The following is a 24,224-nucleotide window of genomic DNA, read 5'->3' as shown; positions in this document are numbered from 1 at the left end:
CCAATGATCATGAGAGAGAGGTAAAACACAGACCAAAATACTTTTTTGTTCTATGACAGAATAAGTTATAATAATAAAAAGGAGATACGATGAAGCAAATGAAAATATGGAGTGTCCTCTTTGCATTTATTGTGGCTGCAAACACTCTTGATGCAGAAACAAAACGTTATGGGATCCAATCAGGCATCATTGAATATATTATCAGTGGCGGTGGAAATATGATGGGTATACAAACCCAGATAGATGGAAAAAGTAAAACACTTTTCAAAGAATGGGGAGCAGTAGAACTCCATGAGGAAACAAGTAAGTCTGTCATTATGGGTAGAGAAGAGGTTACCCATCAAACCACAAAGATCGATCATGGAAAAGTGTATATCGTGGACTATGAACAAAAGATCATTCATCAGTATGATCATACAATGTTAATACAGTCTGAGTATAAAGAGTTTGCTAAAAGTGCTAAAGAGGTCATACTTTCCATGAATGGCTCTAAAACAGGTGAAGAAACTATACTAGGCTATATCTGTGAAATATGGGAGGCCAAGCATATGAAACTTTGGCTACACAAAGGAATCATGCTCAAATCTAAAGTCAGGATCATGGGAAGAACACATACAACAGAAGCTACGAACATACAATTCAATATTTCTGTTTCTGATGAAGATCTTAAGTTACCTGATTTCCCGATCCAAGTCAGACAAGACAACAAGGACAATACCCCATCACAAATGCCTCAAATGACTCCCGAACAAATACAGCAAATGCAAGAGATGATGAAAAACTTCACACAAAAATAAAAGGAAAGAGACGATGAAAAATGTACTGATTATCAACGGACATCAAAGATATGACAAGATCGCAGAAGGAAGGTTAACTAAACTGTTGGTAGACACTGCCAGCGATTTTTTTACACAAAATGGATTCAATGTGAAACAAAGTATGGTCGAAAGCGCCTATGATGTCAATGATGAGCTTGATAAACTTTCCTGGGCGGATTATATTGTATTTCAGTATCCTGTTTTTTGGATGGGTGTGCCTTGGATTACTAAGAAATACATCGATGAAATCTTCTCTGGGGGTATCAATACCGTAACCTTTGTCAGTGACGGAAGAAGTAAAGATGACCCATCTAAAAAATATGGCAGCGGAGGACTGATGCAGGGTAAAAAATATATGTTGAGTTTAACCTATAACTGTCCAGACACTGAGTTTGATAATGAAGAGGGTTTCTTTGACGGTCTCACCCTGGATGAAGCCAATATTGCCATACATAAACTGTTTCAGTTTTGTGGTGCAGAACCACTTGAAACTTATGCTATACATGATGTATTTAAAGAGAACTTAGATATAGATGCTGAGCTCAAACGCTTCAAGGATACCCTGGAAAGAAACTTTATAGCTCATACATAGTCATCTTTTTTCTTGTTTGCTCTCTTAAGGAGTAGCTTACAGGATCTAGGATGTTTGCAACATCCAAAACTTTTAATCTCCCTCCTAAACCATTAGAATACGGGCTTCAAAAATTGTTCAATGAACTCATATATATTATATTAAGAATTAAGGTTATATAATAGTTTATGATCACATTTCAGAAAGGATAAGAAATGGAAAAAGAATTACTGTCTCACGATAGAAGAGATTTCTTCTCTAAAATATTCATATCCGGTACAGGAAGTTTAGCCTTGTTATCTCTTACCGGATGTGGTGGTTCAGATGGTTTAAGCAATCCAGAAGTACCTTTGACAGCTGACCAAAAAGATACGCTACTGTATATCTATCAGGAAGAAAAAGTCGCTAGAGATGTCTATGACTATTTGGATGATATATATAATGCAGAGACAAGCACATTTTCGGATATAAAACTCTCTGAACAAGAGCATATGGATGCTGTCGAAAAGCTTTGTATTAAATATGGTGTAGACATTTCAAATGTAGATGAAAGTGTCTATGGTGTATTTATATTACAAGAACTACAAGATCGCTATGATACACTTATAACACCATATAAGGTAGAACCATTTCCTCCACTGAGCGATGCACTACAGGTTGGTATTGATATAGAAATAAAAGATATTACAGATATTGCAGCAGCTGAAGTAGGAATGCCAAGTGATGTTGTAAGTGTATTTGATAATATCAAAGAAAGTAGCATAAATAACCTTGGAGCATTTAAATATGGAGGCAATAAGCCAGTACAGTTGACTGATGAACAAAAAGCTACGCTACTGTATATGTATCAGGAAGAAAAAGTCGCCAGAGATGTCTATATTTGGATGGATGATATATATGGTACACAGACAAACACATTTGCGAATATAATACTCTCAGAACAAAAACATATGGATGCTGTCGAAAAACTTTGTATTAAATATGGTGTAGACATTTCAGCAGTAGATGAAACTGCTATTGGTGTATTTATACTGCCGGTACTGCAAGATCTCTATGATGCATTGATTTTACAGGATAATACACTCGAAGAAGCGCTGAATGTTGGTATTCTTGTAGAAGAAACGGATATTTCAGATCTTGAAGATGCTGCAGTAGGAATGCCAAATGATGTTATACGTGTATTTGAAAATATCAAAGAAGGTAGTATAAATCACCTTGGAGCATTTACCTATGCACTTAGCCAATTGCCTTAAATATAAGTTTATCAAAGCTTTAGCTACCTCATAGCTAAAGCTTTAAATTTTCCTCCTCCATCTCTACCAAAAGTACATGTACATCGCTCAACGCTTCAACATGCAGATCTTCACCCGAAACCTCAGCAGCATCACCCTCTTTAAAGTCCATACCATTGATCTTTGCGTCACCTTCCATGAGTTTCACATAAAGCTGTCTGTTCTTTACCAGTTCAAAGGTAAGCGTTTTGTTTTGATCTAACTCCGAAACATACATGTTTGCATCCTGATAGATATTGATGATGTCAGGCGTACCTTGCGGGGCTATGAGATGCAGCCATTTATTATGACGTGTTTCAGGGTTAAAGACCTTTGAACCATACTGAGGCTGAAGACCTTTAGAATGTGGGAGTATCCATGTTTGTATGAGATGTACTTCTTCATCACCTTCATTTTTTTCAGAGTGTGTGATACCAGTGCCTGCACTGAGATACTGCACAGATCCACGTCCCAAACTCTCTTTATTTCCCATACTGTCTTGATGTGTCAGTTCTCCACGTATCACATAAGTGATGATCTCCATATCTTGGTGCGGATGTGTACCAAAACCTGTATGGGGCTGGATAATGTCATCATTCATAACGCGTAGTACACCATAATGCATATTATCCCGATTATAATATTCGGCAAATGAAAAATGGAACCTACTTTTCAGCCAGCCATGATCGGCTGTATAAAGTCTGCTAGTAGCTATATGAGTCGTCAAAGAAGCTATCCTCCAAAAAGTCCCAAAATGATTTACCTTTTATATCATTTTTTTCTTCATAGACCAAAGTGGTTTCAATGTCATTCAGGTACTTATCATAGACCGCTTCTCTTTCATGCTCAAGCGGTGTCTTACAATGACATGTTTGATACCATTCCAGTGTCTCAGGATCTGTCATCAACGCTCTTTGCATTGAATTAACAATATACGAACCCTCAGGCTCTTGATCGGCAATACTACCATCTGTAAGTGCCGTAAAAAAAGCTTTCAATTTCAGTTTATCTATTTTCGCTTTGACCTTATATAACATACTGACTCCTTCCACATAGATTATGTATCATAGCAAGCACTCTGTGTACTATATATGTAATCATTGTATAATACCCATCACATTATCCTAAGGCAAACCATGAATATCACCTACCAACTCACACAAGATGAATATCTTAAAGCAGTCAATCTACATCACAAAACAGGCAAAAGAGTCTTTATGCTAGCATTTTATGCCATCTTGGCTGCTCTCATTGTGATCGTCGGAACTGACTTGTCAAATACCCGTGAAATCATCACCAATATGATCGCTGCATTTTTTTCTATCTCTTTTTATATGCTTTTTGTACGTATGCTTTCTGCTTATCAGGCCAAAAATGTCTATCAAAAAAGTACTACCCTCCCAAATGAGGTCACACTGCATATCTCAGGCAAAGGTATCAAGTTAGATAAAAACAGCAATAATGCTTCCATACCATGGAGTGCATTTTCTCAATGGAAAAATGATGAGCGGTTTTACCTTCTATATACAAATCCTCGCCGATTCAATGTCATTCCGCTCCGTGCTATGAGTGCATTACAGAAAAAAGAGCTCGACGCGTATCTGAGAAAATATATTTCTAAAGGTTAAGTTATAGCATCGGGATGGCCCATTTCTTATAGTATGCGATCAGTCTCAGTACCATCCCTGCTATAAAAACCATGATCATCGTATAATAAGAGATCAATTCGTAAAGATTTAACACATAGAGAGTCAAGCCTATCAGAAGTGCGATAGTCCCATAAAATCCTGTTTTAAGTACAAAAGGGATCTCATTGATGATCACATCTCTGATGATACCTCCTCCCACTGCCGTCACAAAAGAAAGCGCTAAAACACCTGTAAGATTAAGCCCTGCTTCTATGGCTATCAATCCACCCGTAATACTAAAAGAGATAAGCCCTATAGAGTCACTCAGTATAAAAAATGGTTTATTCTCTATACTGTCTCTTTTGTTGAATCTAAATACTATCAATAGGACCATGACTATAAGTATCGTGAGTGCAGGTGCATTGTGTGTAAAGGTATAAGGCATTTTGTCTACCGCAATATCTCTGATGATCCCTCCACCCAGTGCAGTAAGAAATACAGAGATCAACGTACCCAGAAAATCAAGTTGATTGCGTACAGCCACAAAAAAACCAGAACTGGCAAAAGCGATGATACCGATATACTCTGCAAGTTCAAACATACAGCACCACGCTCTCTCTTTTTTTCAAAATATATCGACTAGTTGGAAACACAGGCATTACCAGATGAGCCCCATCTTACGATAATGCCTTTTTTATTGGTTTCAAGATAAAGTTTACAGGTTTTCTGCACCACATCCGTACCATAACCAAACATACCATAACCACCATGATAATATGGCCAATGTCCATATCCCATTGACATTGAAGGATATGAGTAGATCCTAGATCTTTCATACACATAGACTTTATTTTTATTTGGCAAGATATAGGTACTATCCGGATATCCTATTTTCTGTATCAGATCATTGATATCCTGTCCTACCCAAGCGTTATACTTTTTCACAAAATTTTGATGTGTTGCACAGCCTTGCATGAACATAACAGCCAGCGAAAAAAGAGAGATTTTTAACAAATATTTCATGACCTAGTCCTTTCTACATGATTCCATGTATAGATTATTTATCATAGTATACACTTTAAATGTAATAAATGTGTAATGTCATAGGTCAAATTGATGCTTTAAAACGTTGAGCGTTCCGTTATGAAAGTTTTATACTCTGTTACAATGCTATGAGGTACAACATTCATCTGAGCTCGTACTACAGCACGTATCCTCATTATTAGTTGGTTTACATGATGGTGTTTCACTAAACTGACCGAATGTCGGTACACAGCAGCCATCAGCAGTATCAGAGCCATCCACACCAAATACTTCCACATCATCCATAGAGTGATAATTTTCCCATACCATACCTGTAGGATCTGTAACCCAGTATTTGTTTGAAGATTTGTAGCAGCAGACTGCACCTTCTTCTACCTTTCCTTTAATCCCTTTATCTTCAAAAGTGTGTTGTGCATCCAACAGTGCATCATCACTTTCGTACTGTACACCTAAATGATTGACACCTTTTTCATAGCCTCTTGTTGATATGGCAAAATTCAAAGAAAGATCATCTACCAACCATTGTGCATAGTCATCTTTTACTTTGGTTGCTTCTGTCCCGAACTGAGTATTATAAAAAGCAATACTCTCTTCAATATTGTCTACTGACATATGAATATGCAGTCTTCTTTTTTCGTTCATTTTGTATCCTTTTGAATTGATTTATAAATGATTAATGATATTTCGGATTATTTATTTTTTGTAAGTATGCGGTACGAGTCTTCCATCTTGTCCCACATTTTTTCTAAACTCTAATTCTCTTGGGTCAGATCTCATCACATGCAGAAACATAAAGACATACCCACCCACTACGACAAACAAAACGATAAGAGAGAATAATATCACAGGCAAAAGATCCATATTGACTCCAAAGATATAATTTATAATTCATTCTAGCGTATTATCACCTAAATTACAAACTGACACTCCATATCAATATCAAAATAGTATTGTATTGAAAAACCGAAGTCAATACTCTATTGAAGGGAATACTGTTTCAGATTGGAGGAGATCTAAATACCCGAATAAAGCTCGTAAAGAGCAATATACAGGCAATCATCGTTTAAATAGTGGTCTGTAGAACCTACAAATTTGGCAAAGACTGCCAAAATGTAAAAACCGTAGTATGGGAAATGATTTGCTGTAGGCTACTTGCTCATTCTAAATTTAGGCAGGTTTAAAAAATCAAATTTTTCACTTAACAGATTGACATCATTCTCTATTGATTCACCGATAAATATCATAATAGATCGTTCTGTATAGTTTTCTAACTCTTCAAAGGAGACATTACCAAATGAGTAGTTTATCACAATAGGATTTGGAACATCTTTTGTTCTTACAACACCTTTTACCCTATAAATACTTTTTGGAAGTGTTTTTAACACTTCATCTACATCCGAAAACTCAATATCATCTTTTAAATACACAACTTTTTGGGTGATTGAATCTTGTGTAGTGTGATCAAGGCGATTATAATCTTTTGCCAATCCAATGATTTCATCGACTTTATACACACCCTCAAAGACTTCTTTATGAACAATACCTTGTTGGGCTTGATTGATCACATAGTTATTAAATATCTTTTTACCTGTAAGCGTGTTCTTGATATTGTATGCTTCTTTGATTTCAATAACATCTTTCTTTACAGCTTCTAATTCATCCTCATTCACTAAATCAGTCTTATTGAGTACGATGATATTAGAGCCGCCAATTTGATATTTAGCCGTTGAATTATCTTGGTACGAATCAAAGTTTTTGGAATCAACCACACAAATGACACCCTCAACAGAGATACCAAGGTTTTGCAGAGATAAAAAGATAGGAAAAGGCTCAGATGCACCTGAAGTTTCCACAAATATGATTTCAGGATTATACTTATTAATGATCTCAATCACACCGCTTTCAAATTCTTGGGCCAATTGACAACAAATGCACCCTTCTGAAATTTCAAGTACCTCACTGTGTACATTCTTTAATATATTGCCATCTACACCAATATCACCAAACTCGTTCACTATAATAGCAACTTTTTTATCAGAAAAATGTTCTTTGACCGTATTGGTAAGCATTGTTGTTTTACCAACACCTAAAAATCCTGTAATAATAAATGATTGTATCATGTCTATACCTTAAAAATTTGAGTGGATATTCGTTATAAATTTATTTAATAATCTTTTATCTTAACTGTAAAGGGTTATAAAATAAATTTAATAAGTGAAGTGAATTATGTAGAGTCAGGTTAACAACTGTACCAAAGGTACAGTTGCAATATTAAGAATTACTTCTCTGGATTGTCTAGAATTTGAGCTAAACCAACTTCTTTTGCCCATGCAGCAGTTAAATCAAATGCTGCCGATGCAGTGTCAAGGTTTTTTTGAATAAGCTCTTGCTTTTTCTTAAACTTTTTCTCAATGACTGAGTCAAGTGTAGCTGTACCACCTGAAGCTGTATATTTCTTAAGGAATCTGTCTTTAATACCTTCTTCAATAGCAGGTTTACTAATAGTACCTAAAGCACCAAACAATGCACCCAACATTGCCATATTTGTAGCAAGTTCAGTTCCTGCTTGATCAATAGCAAATTGAGTAAAATCTTTTGTAAGAACTTTTACATTTAAATCATCTAGAGTCTTTTTATCTGCATCAGTTAAAAGATCGTGATCACTGTTGATGATCACTAGACCGTTTTCTTTAATACCAGCATAAAAAGGCATTGTGTATGATTTACCCATAGTAATAACTTGTGGGTGAAAAATCATAATAATATCAGGGTAGATAACTTCCCCTCTGTCATAGATAGGCACCGTACCGATTCTTACATAACTCTCAGATGGAGCCATACGTTTCTCAGCACCAAAAAATGGATTTGAAACCGCGTAGTAACCTTCTGTATCCGCTGCAGTCGCTGCAATGTGCGCAGCAGTAACTGCCCCCTGACCACCTAGACCAGGCAGTCTTACTTTAATTGAATCTTTTGCCATTATAAACGCCCCTCTGCTTTACATTTTTTCAAGAATTCTTCTGCTTCTGGTGAAACATGTTTGTAAGATGCAAATCTATCTTTATCTTGATCTTTCATTTCCCCAAGTCCTTCGTTGGCACTTAGTCCAATCTCAAGAATACAAGGTGTATAAATGTTAAGGAATGTCGGTCCGATCTCTCTTGCAACTAAGATCGCTTCTCTCACTGCTTTTGCAACTGCTTTTGGTGCAGAAGCTGTCATGTTCGTAACGTAGTGACAACCAGAAGTTGTAGCAAGTTCCCACATAGGTACTTTATCAAACTTTTTACCAGTTGGAGCCATTTTAAATACTTGACCTTTTGCCGTAGCACCAGACTCTTGTCCACCTGTATTTGCATAAACTTCGTTATCAAAACAGATTGTTGTGATGTTCTCTTGTCTAAAGAAAGACTGTAGTGTATAGTCAAGACCGATATCAACAGTCGCACCATCACCAGCTAGAACAACCACATCTTTTTCAGTATCTGGAAATCTCCAGTCTAAAACTCTTTTGATACCAGATGCAACAGCATTTTGGTTACCAAAAAGTGAGTGCACTGTATGAAGTGCGATGTGTGGGAACATTAAAGATGTACAACCTGTTGAGTTGACAATAATAGTCTCTTCAGGTTTAGGTAGTGCAGAAAGCACATATCTTAATGCAGCAGCTTCTGGACAACCAGCACATAAAGAGTGCTCTTCAAGTAACTCTTTTGTATCTGGAAGTTCTTTAATACCACGAGGTTTTTCCTGATTTTGAGCCCATGTAGCGTTTTCTTCGAGTTCAATGATCTCTTTAGGCATAATGTCTCTAAATTCTGGGTTGATTTTATATATATCAATTGCCATGTTATGCTCCTTTTCCAGGGTTGATTTTTTCCATAACTTCTTTAATGATTGCTTCAGCAGGCATACTCATACCACCAGCAACTCTTGGTCCGCCAACAACATCAGCATCACATTTTTTATAAAGTGCAGTTTTTACTTCTTTTTCTAGCCAACCAACAACGTTGAACTCAGGTACAAATACATGTTTTACACCTTCTAGTGCTTCAAGAAGTTCAGCTTCTGGGAAAGGTCTGATAGTTCTTAGTTTAACAACTTTAGATTTGATTCCCAGTTTATTTAATTCACGCTCAGCTTCTTTTGCTTGATTCGAAGCAGTACCACAAGTAACAAATGCGATCTCAGCATCTTCAGAACCCGTAACGTGTACTAAACCGTTTAAGTAGTGTTCTGCATATGGTCTAGATCTTTCTATTGCAGATCTGATTTCAAACTGCCATGAAGCATGTGCCGCATAAGAAATATAGTTAGACTTCATAACGAATGGATCTCTTAAGAAACGCCCTGGAGGTGTTTCAGAATCAATCGCCGGTAGTGGAGCTTTATATGGATCATATGGATGAAGTGCAATATCATCAGCTGGAAGCATTACTGCTTCACGAGTATGAGATACAAAGAAACCATCAACTGCAGTAATGATCGGCACGTGTACATCTGGCTTTTCAGCCACTGTAAATGCAGCAATTGACATGTCAAATAGCTCTTGAACATTTTCAGCGTACCAGATCATACAACCAGTTTCTAGTAAGTAACTTACTTCTAAGTTGTCTGGCTGAATAGTAAGTGGCGAGTTAATACCACGAGCCATTAGGATAAGTTGACATGGAATTCTTGTACCAGACCATTGAGCAAAGTTTTCCATCGCTCTAAGTGTACCTGGACCTGAAGTAGTCGTAATTGTTCTAGCACCAGCCATTGCACAACCAGCAACTTCAGACATTACACCAAATTCATTCTCACCACGGAAATATGTACCTACATAACCTTCTGCCCAAAGCTCACCGATCAGGTGTGCTGCTTCAGATTGTGGTGTAATAGGGTACGATACAGATGCATCTACTGTACATCTTTTTACTGCTTCTTTTAAAACTTCAGAACCAGTCATAAAGTGTTTTTCTCTAGGAGCTTCGAAAAGAAGGTGGTCTGTTGAAACTAATTTCTGTCCAGACCAGTTGTGTGTTGCTGTCATATCAGTTATTTTACTCATTATAATCTCCTACCTATTTTCCCAACTCAGCTTTTACTTCTTTAGCTATTTTGATAAATTTCTCAAGCTCTGAAGAGTGCTGGTCTCTTAATGTAGCCATTGCATCTTCATGCCCTGACAAACCACAGATCGCGATCGTATAACAATCTGTCTCTGCTCTTACAATCTTTAATGCAACGTTTGCATAGTGACAATGTACACCAATGAAGATCGCTGCTTTAATATTGTTATGCCAAATTGTTAAGTTTGGATGATTTGGATTGATCTCAATTTCAGCATCAATTTTTGGATACTTTGGTCTATAATCATACATTGGGATCATTTTAGCATTAAGAACTTCTGACATCTCTTTGATAAGTGTAGCTTTTCTCTTAGCTTCTTCATTGAAACCATATAATACTTGTGGACCAGGGAAAATAGTTGCATTTTCACTTGTCAACATCACTTTTGCAACTTCTCTCATTGCAGTTTCTTCATCAACCACACTTTCCAATAAAAGTGCTTTACCTTCTGGTGGTGTGATCACACCTTCATACGTAGCCGCAGGATACGGTGAATAATACGCAGGACCTTGGTTTGCCATAACTTCTCCTAATAAAATTTTAAATTAAATCTAGACTCTAGACTTACTCTTCGTGACCAGCCATTTCCATCGTAATACAATTACGATCTAGCATATCAGAACAAACGTATACACAAAGTGCACACCCTTTACATCTATCTTCATCTACCCAAGATGTGTTCCCCTCTTTATCAAACATAAGCGTATTTGCTTCTGGACAATATAGTGTACACGTGTTACATTTATATTCAGCACATTTGTCTGCATCGACTTTTGCTACATAATACATTTTAACTCCTTTACTCCATGATGATTTAAACATATATCTATTGATTAGAACAATTATATTCATCATAATCAATAGATTACAAATGTAGCTTCAAATAAACTTTACACAAATAAACCTTTATATCACTTATTGGTAATATTTATGACAAATTCTTTATCAACTACATTTATATGTTTTCAAATGGGAGTTTACTGTAAAAACCTTTGACTTTTCTTATAATTTATACAAAATATGCATAATATAACTATAAGTAATTTGAAATTATAACACAATAATAGATGATTTTAATAAGTATTTTTGAACATGTCTTCTTTAAGGCAATTTTCTCTATTACATTATATAGTGTAAAAAATGAACAGCATCTTTATGTGTTTACTTCTCTTTATTGGCTTTATTGATTATTGGTATCTCTGATACTAAAAAGTTGATGTATGATAAGGGGTACAGCAATTGGAATATAAGTAATAGTAGTATCAAATTGTGAAATAGTAACAATGCACTGTTAAATTTACATTTTAGTACAACTTTGTTTTTAATATAGACTATATTTTAAAAAAATTATCTATAATGGCTAAGGTTTTAGAAGATGGTTTTGAAAATCTTCGTTGTTCAAATTTATTTTGATTCAGTATTATAGCTATATAGAATAGTGAATTCTAAACCCAGTAAATAGAATTTTTTTACGAAATAATTTAGTAAATTACAGGAGTTTTTAGTGGAAAAAATTATATTGCTTATCCCAGGCATACCACTGGTTATAGCATTTATACTCATTTTTGTTAGTAAAAAGGAACATATTCCCAAAGTGAGTATCATGTTATCAAGTATGATTGCGTTGCTAGGGCTATACGGAACCTATTATGTTATCACTACCGATGAATCTATACATGGACTTGGGGGTTTATTTGTTTTCAATGAGCTCTCTGCCATACTTGTACCCTATGTTGCTATTTTAGGTCTTGTGATCCGTAAATATGCTACAAAATATATGTGGGATGAACCAGGGTACAAAAGGTTTTTTATTCTTTTAAATTTTATTTTCTCAGCTATCTATATGCTAGTAATGAGTAATAATCTTGTGATTCTTGCGCTTGCCTGGCAACTTATGAGTGTCAGTCTGTACTTATTGGTATCATTTAATGTTGCCTCAAAAAGTGCGGTAAAAAATGGTAGTTGGACCATGCTGATACATAAAGGGGCTGACTTATTGTTTATACTTGCAGTGATATTAACCTATCAAACGTTTGGCAGTGTTGACTTAGGGCATCTGAGCCAAACATGGCTGGAGATGTCTAAAAACCCCACCGATAACCCTACTATTTTTGTGATCGGGTTACTTTTCTTATTGGCTGCCATGATGAAATCTGCAATCGTACCATTTCATATCTGGCTGCCTTATACATCCGAAGCTCCTACACCAGTATCAGCTTTAATGCATGCAGGAGTGGTCAATGTAGGCGGTATCTTGCTCAATAAATTGGCCTTCTTGCTTCTACTGACACCTGCCGTACTGAATATTGCATTTGTCATAGGACTCTTTACTGCCATTTTTGCATCAGTATTGATGCTCGTAGTACCTGATATCAAACGTTCTCTTGGTTACTCAACAGCGGGTCAAATGGGCTATATGATCATGGAAGTGGGTCTTGGTGCATTCAGCCTTGCTATCTATCACCTTATGGTACATGGTGTCTTTAAGGCAACACTCTTCTTGGAGTCAGGGGGACTTATACGCTATGCGAGACATGACCCTAACATTCCACAACGTCTCTCTTACAAGTTGTTCTGGGAAGAAAAAACAGAGCATAAAAGTAACAAAACGTTTAATCTTATTGCACTTTTCACTATTCTGCCGATTCTTATATTCATCGGTGTCAAAATGGTGCTGAGTGAAGAGTTCTTTGAGTTTAACGCAGCAATTGTGATCTTGGCATTCGGTTGGCTTACCGGAACCCAGCTCTTCTTGTCCTTCTTTAAGGTTTCAAGGTCAGACTCGATCAAAGTGATCTTGGCGCTTGTAAGTTCATTTATTATTATCCTGTTTACATATGAGTTTATTGGTTTGGCATTAGAACATTTTATCTATGGTGAGCATGCCCTACTTTTCTATGGTGCAGCAACTCTCAATGTAACTATGATCATGTCCATGGTTGCATTGGGTGCAATTATGATCATAGGATGGCTATTTATGTATAAGCAACACTTTGTGGGTATACCAAAAAATAAGATGCCAAAGAAAACACAATGGCTATTTTATAAACTGTTGGCAAAAGAGGCTTACGTCTCTGACTTCTTTATCAAATATATTAAAATTTTCAAGAAGGGTTGAGTATGTTAATGAGTATAATTTTATTGATATTAGCTGCAGGAGTACCTTATTATCTCATTTTAGAAAAGAATAAAAAACTAAACAATGAGAAAATCTTTTTGATAAGCAGTTTCTTAGTGTTTTGTGCCATTGTTCTCTCTTCATTTGTAGATAGTCAATACTCTAGTCTGTTAGTGATCATTTCATTACTTAGTGCGATATTTTCTGTCTATAAGGTAACCAAGACAACTAATTTTTATAAGTTTGGTTACTATTTACTCTTTATCAATGCACCATTTTTCATGTTGTTTATACGGGAGCAAGGTCTACTTTACAGTCTGTCTCTATTGATCACACTCTCTGGTATTTATTCCATAGCAAAACATTATGAGAAATACTATGGAAGTGCCAATTATCATGGAATCAGTGGTACAACCTTGGCCACTCCATATGTAGGTGGTTTTTTAACAGTCTATTTGATCACACTGGCACTCTATCCACCATTTCCTAATGCACTCTTTTTACTTAGCAGTATGATAAAAGAGGAAACAACACTCCTATGGTATATCGTGGTAGTAGTACTGTTTTTTGGTAACTTTATGGTAGCTATGAGAGTGATGCCAAAGACTGTATTTGGGACTCCCAATAGCAATCTACACTATGTTGATCTGACATCCAAAGAGAAGATCATGCATTTTGTTATTATTATCGCACTACTTGGTTTAAGTATTATTGGATTTAAAGGGACTATCGCATGAGTATATTAGAAAAACTAAATGCCGTTAAAAATACCGTACCGCACTATTGGCCTATCGGTTCATTCATTCATCATAATCCGCTTAAAGGGTTTGAGCATCTTAACTTTAAAGAGGGACTTGATAAAGCCCAAAGTATCTTCGGCGGTAGAGTGTATATGGAATCATCATATTATCTGAATCTCTATGAAGAAGGAAAAATCGATCCTGCCATTCTCAAGTCGAACCTGCAAGAAATTCTCGAGATCGACGGCCTGGCAGAATATTACGATCTGGCTGAAAAATGTCTCTTGGAAGTCAATCCAAAATGGAACAGTTTCAGAAGTTCTGCATCGATTACAGAGCATGAGATCGATGAAGATCTTTTGACATACCTAGATGAAAAGTTCTTCTATCATAATAAAGAGAAATGGCGCAAAAAACTTACAAAACACATGACACTTTATGAGATCAATGACATCCTTTTTGACAGAGATGACAAAGAGATGATCGAAAAAGAAGTGATCGAATTTGTTTCACGTTTTTTAGATGAAGAACAGACGACACTTACCATGTCGAATAGAGATCTTGGAATGTTTGAAACATTTAAACTCTATGAGAACTTTGCCTATCCACATGATTCTGAAACCTTTGTAAAAGAGGCACTTGAACAACTACAGGTTACAGATGAGGATATAGAGAGAAACCTTCTTAAGCACATACTAAAACTTCATGGTTGGGCAGGATTTATCAAATATCGTTCCGAAGATCCAAACTATTATTCGCAACAACAGAACCCTTCTTCCCTGATGGATTATTTAGCTATCAGATTTTACTATGAACTCAAGTATTTAAAAAACAGAAAGATCAATAACTATAAAGAATTAAGAAGTTATATTCAAGACAATTGCGCTTATGTTTTACTCAAAATACTTAAACATAAAGGTAACTTGCCTGGGAAATTCATCGATGCAATGGAAGATCAGCAGAACTATGATGATATCTTAGAAAGCTATACTCAGTATGTACTTCAACTGGATGCAAAGCAAGTGCACCTTGCAAGTGATCATCTGGGTAACACAGAAATACCGCTTACTGAACTTGCAAAGATCATGGAGACACTAAGAGAAGAAGAAGGATATATCTGGCTTAAGTCACTTGAGGACAGCTATATACGTTCTTATGTCGATGAGTTTACCAGTGTACAAGAAGAAGAAAATGAAAAAGCAGTAGCTTCTGCTACATTCTGTTTGGATGTAAGATCTGAAGTGATAAGGAGACAGATTGAAAGTAGCGGTCCATACGAAACCTATGGTGCCGGTGGGTTTTTAGGTCTTCCGATCGCATTTGTCGAGTTTGATAAATCACATGAACTCTTTTTATCGCCGGCAATTGTAAAATCGGAAAATATAGTATTTGAAATACCAAAAGAGTTGTATGAAGACTATAGTTCCAAAAAAGGGATGAATAAAACGACTAAAAAAGTCCTAAGCGATCTCAAAAACAACCCATATACACCCTATATTATGGTTGAGGCGATCGGCTGGATCTTCGGTATCAATCTTTTTGGAAAAACATTTTCACCAAGAAGAACACAAAGGCTTTTTTCAAAACTAAAGCCTCAAAAACCAAAAACAACCTATACATTAGATAAACTCTCATCTGAAGAGATCGAGATGTATGTCAATAAACTTCATACACACATCATCAGTGAAGTATTGGCACGTAGCGGTTCAAAAGAGTATTCAACAGAAGAGATCCAAGCCATCAGAAATCACCTTGTTTTAGGTCAGGAACTACCTATAGAGTTGTCTAGCGAGCTAGTAGAAAAACTCAAAAATGAATACAAGATCACAGAAGAAGACTATACCTTCCAAAAGCATAAGCTTTCGATGGTCGGTTTCACACTTGAAGAGAAAGTCAAATATCTGCATAACTACTTGACAATGATCGGTCAGGTGGATAATTTCCCTCAGTTTGTCACCATCATCGGTCACGGAAGTATTTCGGATAACAATCCATTTGAATCAGCACTTGATTGTGGCGCATGTGGAGGAAACATCTCCCTTCCAAACACAAGAGCACTGTGTATGATAGCCAATACCAAAGAGGTACGTGAAGCATTAAAAGAAAAAGGTATTGTCATCCCTGATAGTACAAAATTCATACCAGGGTTGCACATTACTACCACAGATGAGATCAAATACTATGATACAGATATTCTGACAGCCGAAGAGATGCCTCAATTTTTCCAAATCATGCACGACTTTAACAAAGCATCTCTTATGTCCAGAGAAGAAAGAATAGAAGCGCTTCCCTATACGCATACACAAGAAGATGTGATGATCAAATCTATGGACTGGTCTGAGCCTAGGCCTGAATGGGGACTGGCAGGTAATATGGGAGCCTTTGCAGGACCTAGAAGCTCCACAAAACATGTAAAGATGAACAATAGGTTTTTTATGCATTCTTATGACTGGAAGGTAGATAATGACAATGCTGATATCCTTACCCGTATCTTTGACGGGCCACTCATTGTAGGAGAATGGATCAATATGGAACACTATTTTTCTACTGTAGATAATGCCATTTATGGAGCAGGTTCTAAAGTCTATCACAATGTGGTTGGAAAAATCGGTGTCTATAATGGTAATTACAGTGATCTTAAGATCGGTCTGCCTACCCAATCAGTCCATTTGGAAGGTAAAGCATATCATGAACCGGTAAGACTTCTAACATTTATGGAAGCGCCTTTGGAAAAAGTAGGAAAAGCAGTGGAAAACTCTATAGCAAAAGAGTTTATTTTAAATGAGTGGATCCGTCCGGTGATTATTGATAAAGAGGCTAAAAAGGTCTACTCTTATGAATCTGGCGATTTTAAAGTAATAAAAGAGCTCTCATAGCGCTTTTATTACATCTTAAGTTTTAAATGATATAACCCTCTTATAAATAGTATAAAAAAAGGAAATATAATGTATACCATAGAAATTGAAAAAGAGTGTAGCTGCTTTAAAAAGAGCGGATTTGAAAATAATATGACATTCGAATCAAGAGAAGATATGTATAATAAAGCACGCGTGCTAGAGTGCCTTATGAATCAACAGTTTTGTATGACACACTTTTTTGAAGCCGTAGATTACGGTGACAAAATAGTAATACATAGCAGTGTTAGACCTGAAGATGATGAAGATGATGAAGATATTGAAGATGCAAGAGAACTTGTAAAGAAAAGTGGAGTAACAATTGGCTTTGATGCCAGCCAAGTACCACCCAAAGAGAGTGGTTCAAACTAATAAAATTGATATCATAAATGATTTTTATTTTAATCAAATAAGATCAAACACTCTCTTTGTACTAATCTAAAAGGTGATTCTACTCTAATTAGAATCACCAATATGCATAGCAGTTTCCGAATCCCATCTTGAAATATGCAAAACAATCCAATGCTTGAACTCATTTTCTAAAAATTTTTGTACTTCCTGTGGATTTTTATTATTTTCCCAGTTTTCTTGAATATTTTTTATTTTTTGTCTCATAGTGTCATGTTCAGATTTATGCATTTGAAAAGCATAAAACTTACTCTGTTCCATCATCTCTTCTTCCGTACTAAAATGATCCTCTACATCAAACTGAACTACTTTAAAAAGCTCATCAATTTTTTCTATATCTTCTGCTAAAACAGCATCATGAAAATCATTTATTATATCTATCTCTTCTTCATGCAGCATATTCATCATAGCATTTGATACTTGTTGTACATCTCGTTTTTGCATTAACATTCTATATCCTTAAAATTGTCTTGATAATAAAGATTATAGCTTGCAAAAAAAAATTTTATATTGATAAGAATCAAGAAAACTCAAAATATAAATAATTAAAAATGGGGTTTATTTTATCTGTCAGTATATTTGAAAATTAGTAAGAACGATAGGAAATAAAAATTTTCTATCCAAAAAGTATTGTACCTTACCACTTACTATTTTTAATCTAAGTAGAACTAAAAAATCTTAAATACAAAAAAATATTGATAAAGAATATTTGCTTTTCGGAGTATTTTTATCTTATTTAAAGTTTTACTAACTATACTCCCGTAAATAAATGACCAAAAGGAAAAAGTTTATGTATACAGTACAAATGGAACACGAATGCGGATGTTTTAAAAAAAGTGAATATGCAAGTGAAAAATCATTTGATAATCAGAAAGATGCATACAATTATTCAAATATTGTAGCAGAATTCATGAATGAGGAGTTTTGTTCAAAACACTTGTTCTTTGCTCAAAAAACAGGTGATAATGCGTTTTTGATCAGAGTCGCTGAGAACCCTAATGCAGGTAGTTCATGTAGTACGGGTAGTGCTAGCAGTTGCAGCACTGGCAGTTGTGGTTGTGAATAATATCCACTAATTTCATACGTAATTGAGATGCAGAGGGCCAACTATGCTCCCTGCATAATGTTAATAAACTAGTCTCTTTTATTTTTCTTCTTCAATAGCGATATCTGAAGCTATAATATACAAAGGTGCATTCTGCACATGTAACATAGCAGTACCCTTTCCAAGTGCAAAACCATAGAGATCATGTTCTTTGACTATACTAATACCGAATCCCATATCCATAAAAGACAGTACACTATTATCCAGTATCTTTGAATCAGTGATATTGTTAAACTCTATCTTGACAGTATTAATATCTTCACCATCATCATCTTGTACTACTATTGTGACAACTTTTGAAGAATCCGATAGTGGTTGAATTGAGCGAATTTGCGCATCTTTAAAGTGGTTATACTTCTCTAATAAGCTATTTATTTGTTCCATTTTTTGCCTTTATCTTAGATGTGACATCTTAGCGAAAGAAGACTTACTTATACCCTTAGCTAGAAGCACGTAGGGATTCAAAGTTTTTTAGGGAGATCACATATTTAATTATAAATAAACCATATAATTTTTAATAAAGAATAATATGCTATGCTATATTTTAGAACTATCAAGAAAGGATTAGTCATGAGTAAATTAGATTTAACACTGAGAGAAAAGGTATTACCTGAGCTCAATAAGATGAACAAAGCGTTGATAGATGTTAATGATACATTTATGAAACAATCAAAAAGTGATAGCTTAAATCCAATGGAGTTGGATTTACAAATCTGGCGTGAAATATTTGAAGAAGACCAAGTAAAAATACATGGTTGCAGGTGCGGCTGCAGATAAACGATATGATAGAGGCTTAATCTAAAGAGTTAAGCCTCATGCCAGGGAACGAATAAGTATTATTGCTTTGCGTAAGGGTCGAATAATGCAATTTGTTCCAAGGCTTGATCAAAGTAATCTGCTGTCAATTCAAAGGCATTGATCCCCAAGTCAGCTATCCCAAAAAGTTTATCTGTATCTTTGGGTGAAACTAAAGCAAATATTGTTTGTTCAGGTTTCATGTCTTTGATCTGTTTTAAAAGACCAAGATCTTCCGGTTCGACGCTGAGATCACCAAGAACAATATCATATTGGTTTGCATCAAAATGCGCTAGCGCCTCTTCTTTTCCCGAAACTTTGTCTACCCTATTGAACAATGCACTGAACATTTTAGTACCAGAATCAAACATCGATCTGTCATCTTGGATGAAAAGCAAATTCCATTTTTTATCTCTATTCATTCTTTTCCTTTGATTCAAAAATATATACTTTTAAAATAAAGTATTCAAAAAATGTATTTAAATCTTTTTTTTAGTATTGAGGAACTGCTTAGAGAACTGTTCCCCTTTTTTCTTAAACACTTCCGCGATATCAGGTACATAGACTTCATCAGCCGTGACTGAAAAAAGCTCCAGCCACCTTGTAAAAGTTTCTCTTTTTAAATGAGGCATCTTTACATGTGCACCCACAAAATTTCCATAATAAGTGTTTTCCCCTAGAATTTTAGCCAACCAAAAATCTGCTAAAAGATCTATGTGTTCAAACCAGTCCTCATCAGTAAGATCATCACCGATCTCATCTATGAAAAAAGGAGCTAATACTTCATCCTCTATAGCTTTTTCATAAAACAAAGTCATCAAGATTCTAAGGTTTTCTCTAGTAATACTGTTTTGAAGTTCTATACTTCATCCTTTTTGTACAAACCATCTGTAAACACAAGTATAGTCAAGGTAAAAAGATGCTTTTTTTTGAAATGGAATTATAGCAGGATTTATAAAAAACTAGAACATTCTTTTCATCTGTATCAGCTGTGTCAAATATACATCATAGAACTCGTACGAAGTAACCTATAGTTTTTTTGGGTATAATACTAAACTATGAATTATCTTTAGATCATACAGGAACACTATGCCAATAACGATTAAAAAGCCCATTACACTCAAATCTTACTTGAAGATAGAATTCAATGCACCTAAAATGTGCCTTGTTTCTATCATTAATGATAAGCACGTTTCATGGGAATTTTGTATGAGAATACTCAAGGAGGTCTTTCATAAAGATCTAGAAGAGGCAGAAGCCATTGCCCATGAGATCGTAACCAATGGTGAAGGGTTTTGTGGCGGATACATGTTTGAAATAGCCCAAACCAAAGCAGAGATGATTGAAGAAAAAGCCAAAAAAGAAGGTTTTTCTCTAATATGCTTGATCGAGGAAGTTTAGTCCTAATCTAACTTTATCTTTTACTTTTACAACCTCCTTTACACTTATATATTGAAACTTTTTGATATCTGTCAGTAAGTATAAACTTTTTGTAGCTATAATCTTTTTTAAAAACCTAATTGTATGGAGATAAAATGCTAATTCAACAACAAGATGTACAACAAGTGGCAAATGCTATGATGAATATGCTGCATGAAGATGAGATGGAAGTGATCAACAACTTTTATGATGCTGTGAAAGCCAAAGATGTAGAAAAAGTGGACGAACTCTTCCCAGGATTCTTAACTGAAATAGAAACTCACTTTAAAACAGAAGAAGATATGATGGAGCAAAGTGATTACTCAGACATGCAGATGCACAAAAGCGATCATGATGCAATAAGAAAAAAATTAGAAAAGTTTCATAAACGATGGGAAATACTTAAAGGTCCAAAAGAGCTACAAGGTTTTTTGGAAAAAGATTTTAAAAAGTGGTACACACAACATATTTCCAAATGGGATGCACAAACTGCTCCGAACATTGGCTAACTCACCTATTTAAAAGTACCGTTCCACTTTAGAATGGATTTTTGCTTTTAAATACGCTTTATGGAGTGAGACTTTTAAAAGTCTCACTCCCATAGTAGACTATCCAGCTACTATCTCATCCAATTCATCTTCATAAATGATCTCTTTTTGAAGCAGTATTTTAGATAGCTTTTCTATAGTACTCCAATGTTCATTTACCAGATCAGTCACTGTTTTTTGACCTTCATCCATCCAGCGTTCAAGTGCCAAGTCTATTTTCTCATGATAGTGTTCTGTGTCTTTATTAGCAACAGTTTTTTGTTGTGCATCTATCACACCATTGATATTGATATAACCGACCTCTTTATCCATTCCATAATGGGCTATAGCAACGTAGGCATCACGTGTAGCTTGCTGTAAGTCATTTGAAGCTCCTGAATCCATGCCTTCTATCTCACCAAACTGTTTTATCTGGGCCGCTCTTCCTGCCAATGATACACAAACTTTGTCTTTAAAATCTTTTACTGTCATGTTCTCTTGAACATCACTGTAGTTGCGTGAAATAAAGTGCTCATTATTGTCTTTTGGTGTAAGACTTACATGTTCAATACTTACATGAGGCATTAATGTCTTAGAAATAACTGCACGTCCTGCTTCATAGACCGCTGTCTCTTCAAACATCTGTTCAAGCGATAGGTAAGACTGTCTCTCACCATATTTGATCGTATTGATTTGCTCAATTAAAATATCCTGGGTGATTGCAGGCAAGCCATGACGTAAACAGTAGTATGAAGCTTCTTTCCCTAGCATTTCAAGTTGAGAACCTGTGAATCCTGTGGTATACATGAGCAGTTTTTGCATATCAAATAAACCGCTTGTAGGCTTGTCATTAATTACTTTGTCCAGGAAGTACTGTCTTGCATCTTTATCAAGATTGTTGATCTCTATATGGATCTCTACCCTTCCCGGTCTGATAATGGCAGGATCAATATTTTCTTTGTAGTTGGTTGCAGCAATCACAAAGATGTCTTCACCTTTCCTGCCCGAAAAGCCATCCATCTCCGATAAGAGTTTATTAATAGGTACTTCTCTGCCATTTTCTCCATCACGTCTTCCAATGGTATCGATCTCGTCAATAAAGATGATCGCAGGTGCGTACGCTTTTGCCCTGGTAAAGATTGACTTTGTCTTTTCAGGTTGGAGCAGTTCAAGTCCCGTAGTCGAGATAAAAGGCAGTTCCGCCTCTTTGGCAAAAGCCTTTGCAAGCATCGTCTTTCCTGTACCTGGAGGTCCATAAAGAAGCATACCTTTTGGTGGTACGATATTAAAACTTTCCAAGAGTTTTGGCTCTTTAAAGAAGTTAATGACCTCCCCTAGTCTCTGCTTTGCTTTATGGTGGCCTGCAATATCATCAAAAGAGACATTAGGGATATCAAAAACAAGACCATCTTCGCTGAAGTCTTTGATCCTCACCACTTGTGAAAACTTGCATGAATTGACCTTATAGGTTATGATACCGTTTTTCTCGGTGATGGTATCATTGATATCAAGGGTCGTGTTTTTCCTAAACAACTCTCTTACGAGTGTTTCATTTTCAATAAGCGGACTGACCCTTTCTTTTAAAAATGCTACAGCCTCTTTAGACAGGGATACTTTTATCTGCTTGAAACTCATGATCGGTTTGTCTGTTTCTTGCATGAATTCAGTGATTCTGTTAAAAAAGATGGTGCTCACTTTCTCTTTAAGACGTCTTGCATCGAGTTCTGGAGCAAAGTTAAGCATCTGTATTTTCAAAAAGTTGTCGAAATTTTTACCTACGACAAAATCGATCTTATATTGGTCATAAAACTCATCTTTATAGTTTAAAAACACCCTTTTGGATATTTTTTCAAAGGCATCATACTCAAGCTTATTAAACAAGACAATATGTGCTTTAGAAAATCTGGAAACAAGTTCCGGTACGATAGCTTCCTGGATACCGCCACTTCTACTTTCTCTTTTCTTTTCTCTTTTTATGGCTTCAAGGATCATCGATTCGGCTTGAATATAGTCTTTTTCAACCAAATCATGAAACCTGTAGTCTTGGTAAAGCTCTTTACCTACACTTGTCGTAATAATAAAAATTGCCTCGGTAAAGTCCACCAGGTAGTTTGCATTTTCATCGTTATAGATGATGTCAGGATCTTCATTACACGGTTCATCAGTGATCTTGTCCCAACCACATGCATCACGCATCTTACCACCTTCAAATATGGAAAAAAGGTTGTTTTGAATGACATTGTCACACTTTTCAAAGGAATCAAGTACGATAACAGCCTTAGGATTTCTGTGTACAAATCCAGTAAGTTGACCGACACCGTAACCTTTCCATCCGGCAGGATAACCATACAACTCTCCACCATTTTGCTGGTGGTACTGTGTCATGTCAAACTTCATGATCTTATATTTAGGCATATGTTCTGCCATCAGTTCAGCAAGGAAGGTCTTACCTGTAGCCGGGGGGCCTAAAAAAAGATAGGTGGCCTTAGGTCCTTTTTCGTCTTTGATGGAGGTTTTCATACTGTTGGCAACAATATTGATCGCTTGTTCTTGTCCAAAAAGATCTTTAGAGAGTTCTTCTTTGAATTGCTTCACAAATTCTATATTGTTTTGTGCCTCTATGAGGGATTCGTCATCCCAATCATCTTCATCTAGTTTCTTATGTTTTTCAATATTTGCTTTGACCAGTGCTTCTGTTTCTGTCATGTTTTTACTCTTATTAGTTTTGAATCTATATTATGTCTATAATCAATAAAGTGAATTGTAGCTTT

29 protein-coding genes are annotated in these 24,224 nt (G+C 35.7%); 12 read left to right on the top strand and 17 right to left on the bottom strand.

The features are described 5' to 3' along the window. Positions 1-89 precede the first annotated feature (89 nt). From LDM93_RS01450 to LDM93_RS01440, 3 genes are all read left to right on the top strand, one after another. Positions 90-797 carry a DUF4412 domain-containing protein gene (locus LDM93_RS01450; protein ID WP_223890160.1) on the top strand — a complete coding sequence of 236 codons (708 nt, stop codon included), beginning with the start codon at positions 90-92 and terminating at the stop codon, positions 795-797. Positions 798-810: 13 nt separating this feature from the next. Beyond that, positions 811-1,410 (top strand): NAD(P)H-dependent oxidoreductase, encoded by a 600-nt coding sequence (locus LDM93_RS01445; protein ID WP_223890159.1) that lies wholly within the window; start codon positions 811-813, stop codon positions 1,408-1,410. Positions 1,411-1,604: 194 nt separating this feature from the next. Then, complete coding sequence (locus tag LDM93_RS01440) at positions 1,605-2,642, top strand: DUF2202 domain-containing protein (RefSeq protein ID WP_223890158.1); 1,038 nt, start codon at positions 1,605-1,607, stop codon at positions 2,640-2,642. Positions 2,643-2,676: 34 nt separating this feature from the next. Here LDM93_RS01440 and LDM93_RS01435 read toward each other — a convergent pair whose 3' ends face one another. Next, entirely contained in the window at positions 2,677-3,387 is a 711-nt protein-coding gene (locus LDM93_RS01435; protein ID WP_223890157.1) for a pirin family protein, read from the bottom strand. Continuing rightward, on the bottom strand, positions 3,365-3,697 hold the full coding sequence (locus LDM93_RS01430) for a hypothetical protein (RefSeq protein WP_223890156.1): 333 nt from the start codon (positions 3,695-3,697) through the stop codon (positions 3,365-3,367). Before LDM93_RS01430 ends, LDM93_RS01435 begins: the two co-directional genes overlap by 23 nt. A 99-nt stretch (positions 3,698-3,796) precedes the next feature. Between LDM93_RS01430 and LDM93_RS01425 the strand changes: the two genes are divergently transcribed. After that, positions 3,797-4,288 carry a YcxB family protein gene (locus LDM93_RS01425; RefSeq protein WP_223890155.1) on the top strand — a complete coding sequence of 164 codons (492 nt, stop codon included), beginning with the start codon at positions 3,797-3,799 and terminating at the stop codon, positions 4,286-4,288. Between the two features lies 1 nt (position 4,289). Here LDM93_RS01425 and LDM93_RS01420 read toward each other — a convergent pair whose 3' ends face one another. The 10 genes from LDM93_RS01420 to LDM93_RS01375 form a co-directional block, all read right to left on the bottom strand. Beyond that, complete coding sequence (locus LDM93_RS01420) at positions 4,290-4,889, bottom strand: trimeric intracellular cation channel family protein (protein WP_223890154.1); 600 nt, start codon at positions 4,887-4,889, stop codon at positions 4,290-4,292. A gap of 38 nt (positions 4,890-4,927) precedes the next feature. Then, positions 4,928-5,311: a hypothetical protein gene (locus LDM93_RS01415; protein WP_223890153.1), complete on the bottom strand. Its 384-nt coding sequence runs from the start codon at positions 5,309-5,311 to the stop codon at positions 4,928-4,930. A gap of 147 nt (positions 5,312-5,458) precedes the next feature. Next, complete coding sequence (locus tag LDM93_RS01410; RefSeq protein WP_223890152.1) at positions 5,459-5,974, bottom strand: ArsI/CadI family heavy metal resistance metalloenzyme; 516 nt, start codon at positions 5,972-5,974, stop codon at positions 5,459-5,461. Positions 5,975-6,025: 51 nt separating this feature from the next. Further along, positions 6,026-6,193: a hypothetical protein gene (locus tag LDM93_RS01405; RefSeq protein ID WP_223890150.1), complete on the bottom strand. Its 168-nt coding sequence runs from the start codon at positions 6,191-6,193 to the stop codon at positions 6,026-6,028. A 287-nt stretch (positions 6,194-6,480) separates the two neighbouring features. Beyond that, positions 6,481-7,452 carry a GTP-binding protein gene (locus tag LDM93_RS01400; protein ID WP_223890149.1) on the bottom strand — a complete coding sequence of 324 codons (972 nt, stop codon included), beginning with the start codon at positions 7,450-7,452 and terminating at the stop codon, positions 6,481-6,483. A gap of 158 nt (positions 7,453-7,610) precedes the next feature. Then, positions 7,611-8,312: a 2-oxoacid:acceptor oxidoreductase family protein gene (locus LDM93_RS01395; protein ID WP_223890148.1), complete on the bottom strand. Its 702-nt coding sequence runs from the start codon at positions 8,310-8,312 to the stop codon at positions 7,611-7,613. Further along, a complete protein-coding gene (locus LDM93_RS01390) occupies positions 8,312-9,181 on the bottom strand; it encodes a thiamine pyrophosphate-dependent enzyme (RefSeq protein ID WP_223890147.1) in 870 nt (289 codons plus the stop codon). The genes LDM93_RS01395 and LDM93_RS01390 overlap by 1 nt, the downstream gene beginning before the upstream one ends. 1 nt (position 9,182) lies before the next feature. Then, complete coding sequence (locus tag LDM93_RS01385) at positions 9,183-10,385, bottom strand: transketolase C-terminal domain-containing protein (RefSeq protein ID WP_223890146.1); 1,203 nt, start codon at positions 10,383-10,385, stop codon at positions 9,183-9,185. 13 nt (positions 10,386-10,398) lie between these two features. Continuing rightward, positions 10,399-10,968: a carbon monoxide dehydrogenase beta subunit family protein gene (locus LDM93_RS01380; protein WP_223890145.1), complete on the bottom strand. Its 570-nt coding sequence runs from the start codon at positions 10,966-10,968 to the stop codon at positions 10,399-10,401. A 43-nt stretch (positions 10,969-11,011) separates the two neighbouring features. Next, positions 11,012-11,236, bottom strand: a complete 225-nt coding sequence (locus LDM93_RS01375; protein ID WP_223890119.1) for a 4Fe-4S dicluster domain-containing protein — start codon at positions 11,234-11,236, stop codon at positions 11,012-11,014. Positions 11,237-11,951: 715 nt separating this feature from the next. Here LDM93_RS01375 and LDM93_RS01370 point away from each other — a divergent pair. From LDM93_RS01370 to LDM93_RS01355, 4 genes are all read left to right on the top strand, one after another. After that, the gene (locus LDM93_RS01370; RefSeq protein WP_223890144.1) at positions 11,952-13,565 is read left to right on the top strand and encodes a proton-conducting transporter membrane subunit; all 1,614 of its coding nucleotides are present in this window, start codon (positions 11,952-11,954) and stop codon (positions 13,563-13,565) included. Between the two features lie 2 nt (positions 13,566-13,567). Continuing rightward, the gene (locus LDM93_RS01365) at positions 13,568-14,302 is read left to right on the top strand and encodes a hypothetical protein (RefSeq protein ID WP_223890142.1); all 735 of its coding nucleotides are present in this window, start codon (positions 13,568-13,570) and stop codon (positions 14,300-14,302) included. Next, positions 14,299-17,181 carry a DUF2309 domain-containing protein gene (locus LDM93_RS01360; RefSeq protein ID WP_223890140.1) on the top strand — a complete coding sequence of 961 codons (2,883 nt, stop codon included), beginning with the start codon at positions 14,299-14,301 and terminating at the stop codon, positions 17,179-17,181. The genes LDM93_RS01365 and LDM93_RS01360 overlap by 4 nt, the downstream gene beginning before the upstream one ends. 69 nt (positions 17,182-17,250) lie before the next feature. Then, entirely contained in the window at positions 17,251-17,571 is a 321-nt protein-coding gene (locus LDM93_RS01355; protein WP_223890138.1) for a hypothetical protein, read from the top strand. 84 nt (positions 17,572-17,655) lie between these two features. On the opposite strand, the gene LDM93_RS01350 is transcribed toward LDM93_RS01355, so the two are convergent. After that, the gene (locus LDM93_RS01350; RefSeq protein WP_223890137.1) at positions 17,656-18,057 is read right to left on the bottom strand and encodes a bacteriohemerythrin; all 402 of its coding nucleotides are present in this window, start codon (positions 18,055-18,057) and stop codon (positions 17,656-17,658) included. Positions 18,058-18,397: 340 nt separating this feature from the next. Between LDM93_RS01350 and LDM93_RS01345 the strand changes: the two genes are divergently transcribed. Next, positions 18,398-18,673, top strand: a complete 276-nt coding sequence (locus tag LDM93_RS01345) for a hypothetical protein (protein WP_223890136.1) — start codon at positions 18,398-18,400, stop codon at positions 18,671-18,673. A 78-nt stretch (positions 18,674-18,751) separates the two neighbouring features. Here LDM93_RS01345 and LDM93_RS01340 read toward each other — a convergent pair whose 3' ends face one another. Continuing rightward, a complete protein-coding gene (locus LDM93_RS01340; RefSeq protein WP_223890135.1) occupies positions 18,752-19,096 on the bottom strand; it encodes a hypothetical protein in 345 nt (114 codons plus the stop codon). Positions 19,097-19,282: 186 nt separating this feature from the next. On the opposite strand from LDM93_RS01340, the gene LDM93_RS01335 reads away from it, so the two are divergent. After that, a complete protein-coding gene (locus tag LDM93_RS01335; protein ID WP_223890134.1) occupies positions 19,283-19,489 on the top strand; it encodes a hypothetical protein in 207 nt (68 codons plus the stop codon). A 59-nt stretch (positions 19,490-19,548) separates the two neighbouring features. On the opposite strand, the gene LDM93_RS01330 is transcribed toward LDM93_RS01335, so the two are convergent. Continuing rightward, entirely contained in the window at positions 19,549-19,929 is a 381-nt protein-coding gene (locus LDM93_RS01330) for a hypothetical protein (RefSeq protein ID WP_223890133.1), read from the bottom strand. Between the two features lie 57 nt (positions 19,930-19,986). Further along, positions 19,987-20,319, bottom strand: a complete 333-nt coding sequence (locus LDM93_RS01325) for a group III truncated hemoglobin (RefSeq protein WP_223890132.1) — start codon at positions 20,317-20,319, stop codon at positions 19,987-19,989. Positions 20,320-20,596: 277 nt separating this feature from the next. On the opposite strand from LDM93_RS01325, the gene LDM93_RS01320 reads away from it, so the two are divergent. Then, entirely contained in the window at positions 20,597-20,908 is a 312-nt protein-coding gene (locus LDM93_RS01320; protein WP_223890131.1) for an ATP-dependent Clp protease adaptor ClpS, read from the top strand. Between the two features lie 134 nt (positions 20,909-21,042). Beyond that, positions 21,043-21,435 carry a hemerythrin family protein gene (locus LDM93_RS01315; protein WP_223890130.1) on the top strand — a complete coding sequence of 131 codons (393 nt, stop codon included), beginning with the start codon at positions 21,043-21,045 and terminating at the stop codon, positions 21,433-21,435. Positions 21,436-21,534: 99 nt separating this feature from the next. On the opposite strand, the gene LDM93_RS01310 is transcribed toward LDM93_RS01315, so the two are convergent. After that, a complete protein-coding gene (locus tag LDM93_RS01310) occupies positions 21,535-24,159 on the bottom strand; it encodes an AAA family ATPase (RefSeq protein WP_223890128.1) in 2,625 nt (874 codons plus the stop codon). Positions 24,160-24,224: the final 65 nt, after the last annotated feature.

The sequence above is a fragment of the Sulfurovum sp. TSL6 genome, from assembly GCF_019972115.1.
In the GTDB taxonomy this organism is placed as follows: Bacteria; Campylobacterota; Campylobacteria; order Campylobacterales; family Sulfurovaceae; genus Sulfurovum.
This window is presented reverse-complemented; position numbering and strand designations above follow the sequence as displayed.

Coding starts and splice junctions, on each gene's coding strand:
- LDM93_RS01335 (WP_223890134.1), top strand. CDS start 19,283: ATGAGTAAATTAGATTTAACACTGAGAGAAAAGGTATTACCTGAGCTC.
- LDM93_RS01385 (WP_223890146.1), bottom strand. CDS start 10,385: ATGAGTAAAATAACTGATATGACAGCAACACACAACTGGTCTGGACAG.
- LDM93_RS01425 (WP_223890155.1), top strand. CDS start 3,797: ATGAATATCACCTACCAACTCACACAAGATGAATATCTTAAAGCAGTC.
- LDM93_RS01345 (WP_223890136.1), top strand. CDS start 18,398: ATGTATACAGTACAAATGGAACACGAATGCGGATGTTTTAAAAAAAGT.
- LDM93_RS01410 (WP_223890152.1), bottom strand. CDS start 5,974: ATGAACGAAAAAAGAAGACTGCATATTCATATGTCAGTAGACAATATT.
- LDM93_RS01395 (WP_223890148.1), bottom strand. CDS start 8,312: ATGGCAAAAGATTCAATTAAAGTAAGACTGCCTGGTCTAGGTGGTCAG.
- LDM93_RS01340 (WP_223890135.1), bottom strand. CDS start 19,096: ATGGAACAAATAAATAGCTTATTAGAGAAGTATAACCACTTTAAAGAT.
- LDM93_RS01365 (WP_223890142.1), top strand. CDS start 13,568: ATGTTAATGAGTATAATTTTATTGATATTAGCTGCAGGAGTACCTTAT.
- LDM93_RS01440 (WP_223890158.1), top strand. CDS start 1,605: ATGGAAAAAGAATTACTGTCTCACGATAGAAGAGATTTCTTCTCTAAA.
- LDM93_RS01405 (WP_223890150.1), bottom strand. CDS start 6,193: ATGGATCTTTTGCCTGTGATATTATTCTCTCTTATCGTTTTGTTTGTC.
- LDM93_RS01420 (WP_223890154.1), bottom strand. CDS start 4,889: ATGTTTGAACTTGCAGAGTATATCGGTATCATCGCTTTTGCCAGTTCT.
- LDM93_RS01330 (WP_223890133.1), bottom strand. CDS start 19,929: ATGAATAGAGATAAAAAATGGAATTTGCTTTTCATCCAAGATGACAGA.
- LDM93_RS01445 (WP_223890159.1), top strand. CDS start 811: ATGAAAAATGTACTGATTATCAACGGACATCAAAGATATGACAAGATC.
- LDM93_RS01430 (WP_223890156.1), bottom strand. CDS start 3,697: ATGTTATATAAGGTCAAAGCGAAAATAGATAAACTGAAATTGAAAGCT.
- LDM93_RS01360 (WP_223890140.1), top strand. CDS start 14,299: ATGAGTATATTAGAAAAACTAAATGCCGTTAAAAATACCGTACCGCAC.
- LDM93_RS01375 (WP_223890119.1), bottom strand. CDS start 11,236: ATGTATTATGTAGCAAAAGTCGATGCAGACAAATGTGCTGAATATAAA.
- LDM93_RS01415 (WP_223890153.1), bottom strand. CDS start 5,311: ATGAAATATTTGTTAAAAATCTCTCTTTTTTCGCTGGCTGTTATGTTC.
- LDM93_RS01390 (WP_223890147.1), bottom strand. CDS start 9,181: ATGGCAATTGATATATATAAAATCAACCCAGAATTTAGAGACATTATG.
- LDM93_RS01400 (WP_223890149.1), bottom strand. CDS start 7,452: ATGATACAATCATTTATTATTACAGGATTTTTAGGTGTTGGTAAAACA.
- LDM93_RS01320 (WP_223890131.1), top strand. CDS start 20,597: ATGCCAATAACGATTAAAAAGCCCATTACACTCAAATCTTACTTGAAG.
- LDM93_RS01315 (WP_223890130.1), top strand. CDS start 21,043: ATGCTAATTCAACAACAAGATGTACAACAAGTGGCAAATGCTATGATG.
- LDM93_RS01380 (WP_223890145.1), bottom strand. CDS start 10,968: ATGGCAAACCAAGGTCCTGCGTATTATTCACCGTATCCTGCGGCTACG.
- LDM93_RS01355 (WP_223890138.1), top strand. CDS start 17,251: ATGTATACCATAGAAATTGAAAAAGAGTGTAGCTGCTTTAAAAAGAGC.
- LDM93_RS01350 (WP_223890137.1), bottom strand. CDS start 18,057: ATGTTAATGCAAAAACGAGATGTACAACAAGTATCAAATGCTATGATG.
- LDM93_RS01450 (WP_223890160.1), top strand. CDS start 90: ATGAAGCAAATGAAAATATGGAGTGTCCTCTTTGCATTTATTGTGGCT.
- LDM93_RS01310 (WP_223890128.1), bottom strand. CDS start 24,159: ATGACAGAAACAGAAGCACTGGTCAAAGCAAATATTGAAAAACATAAG.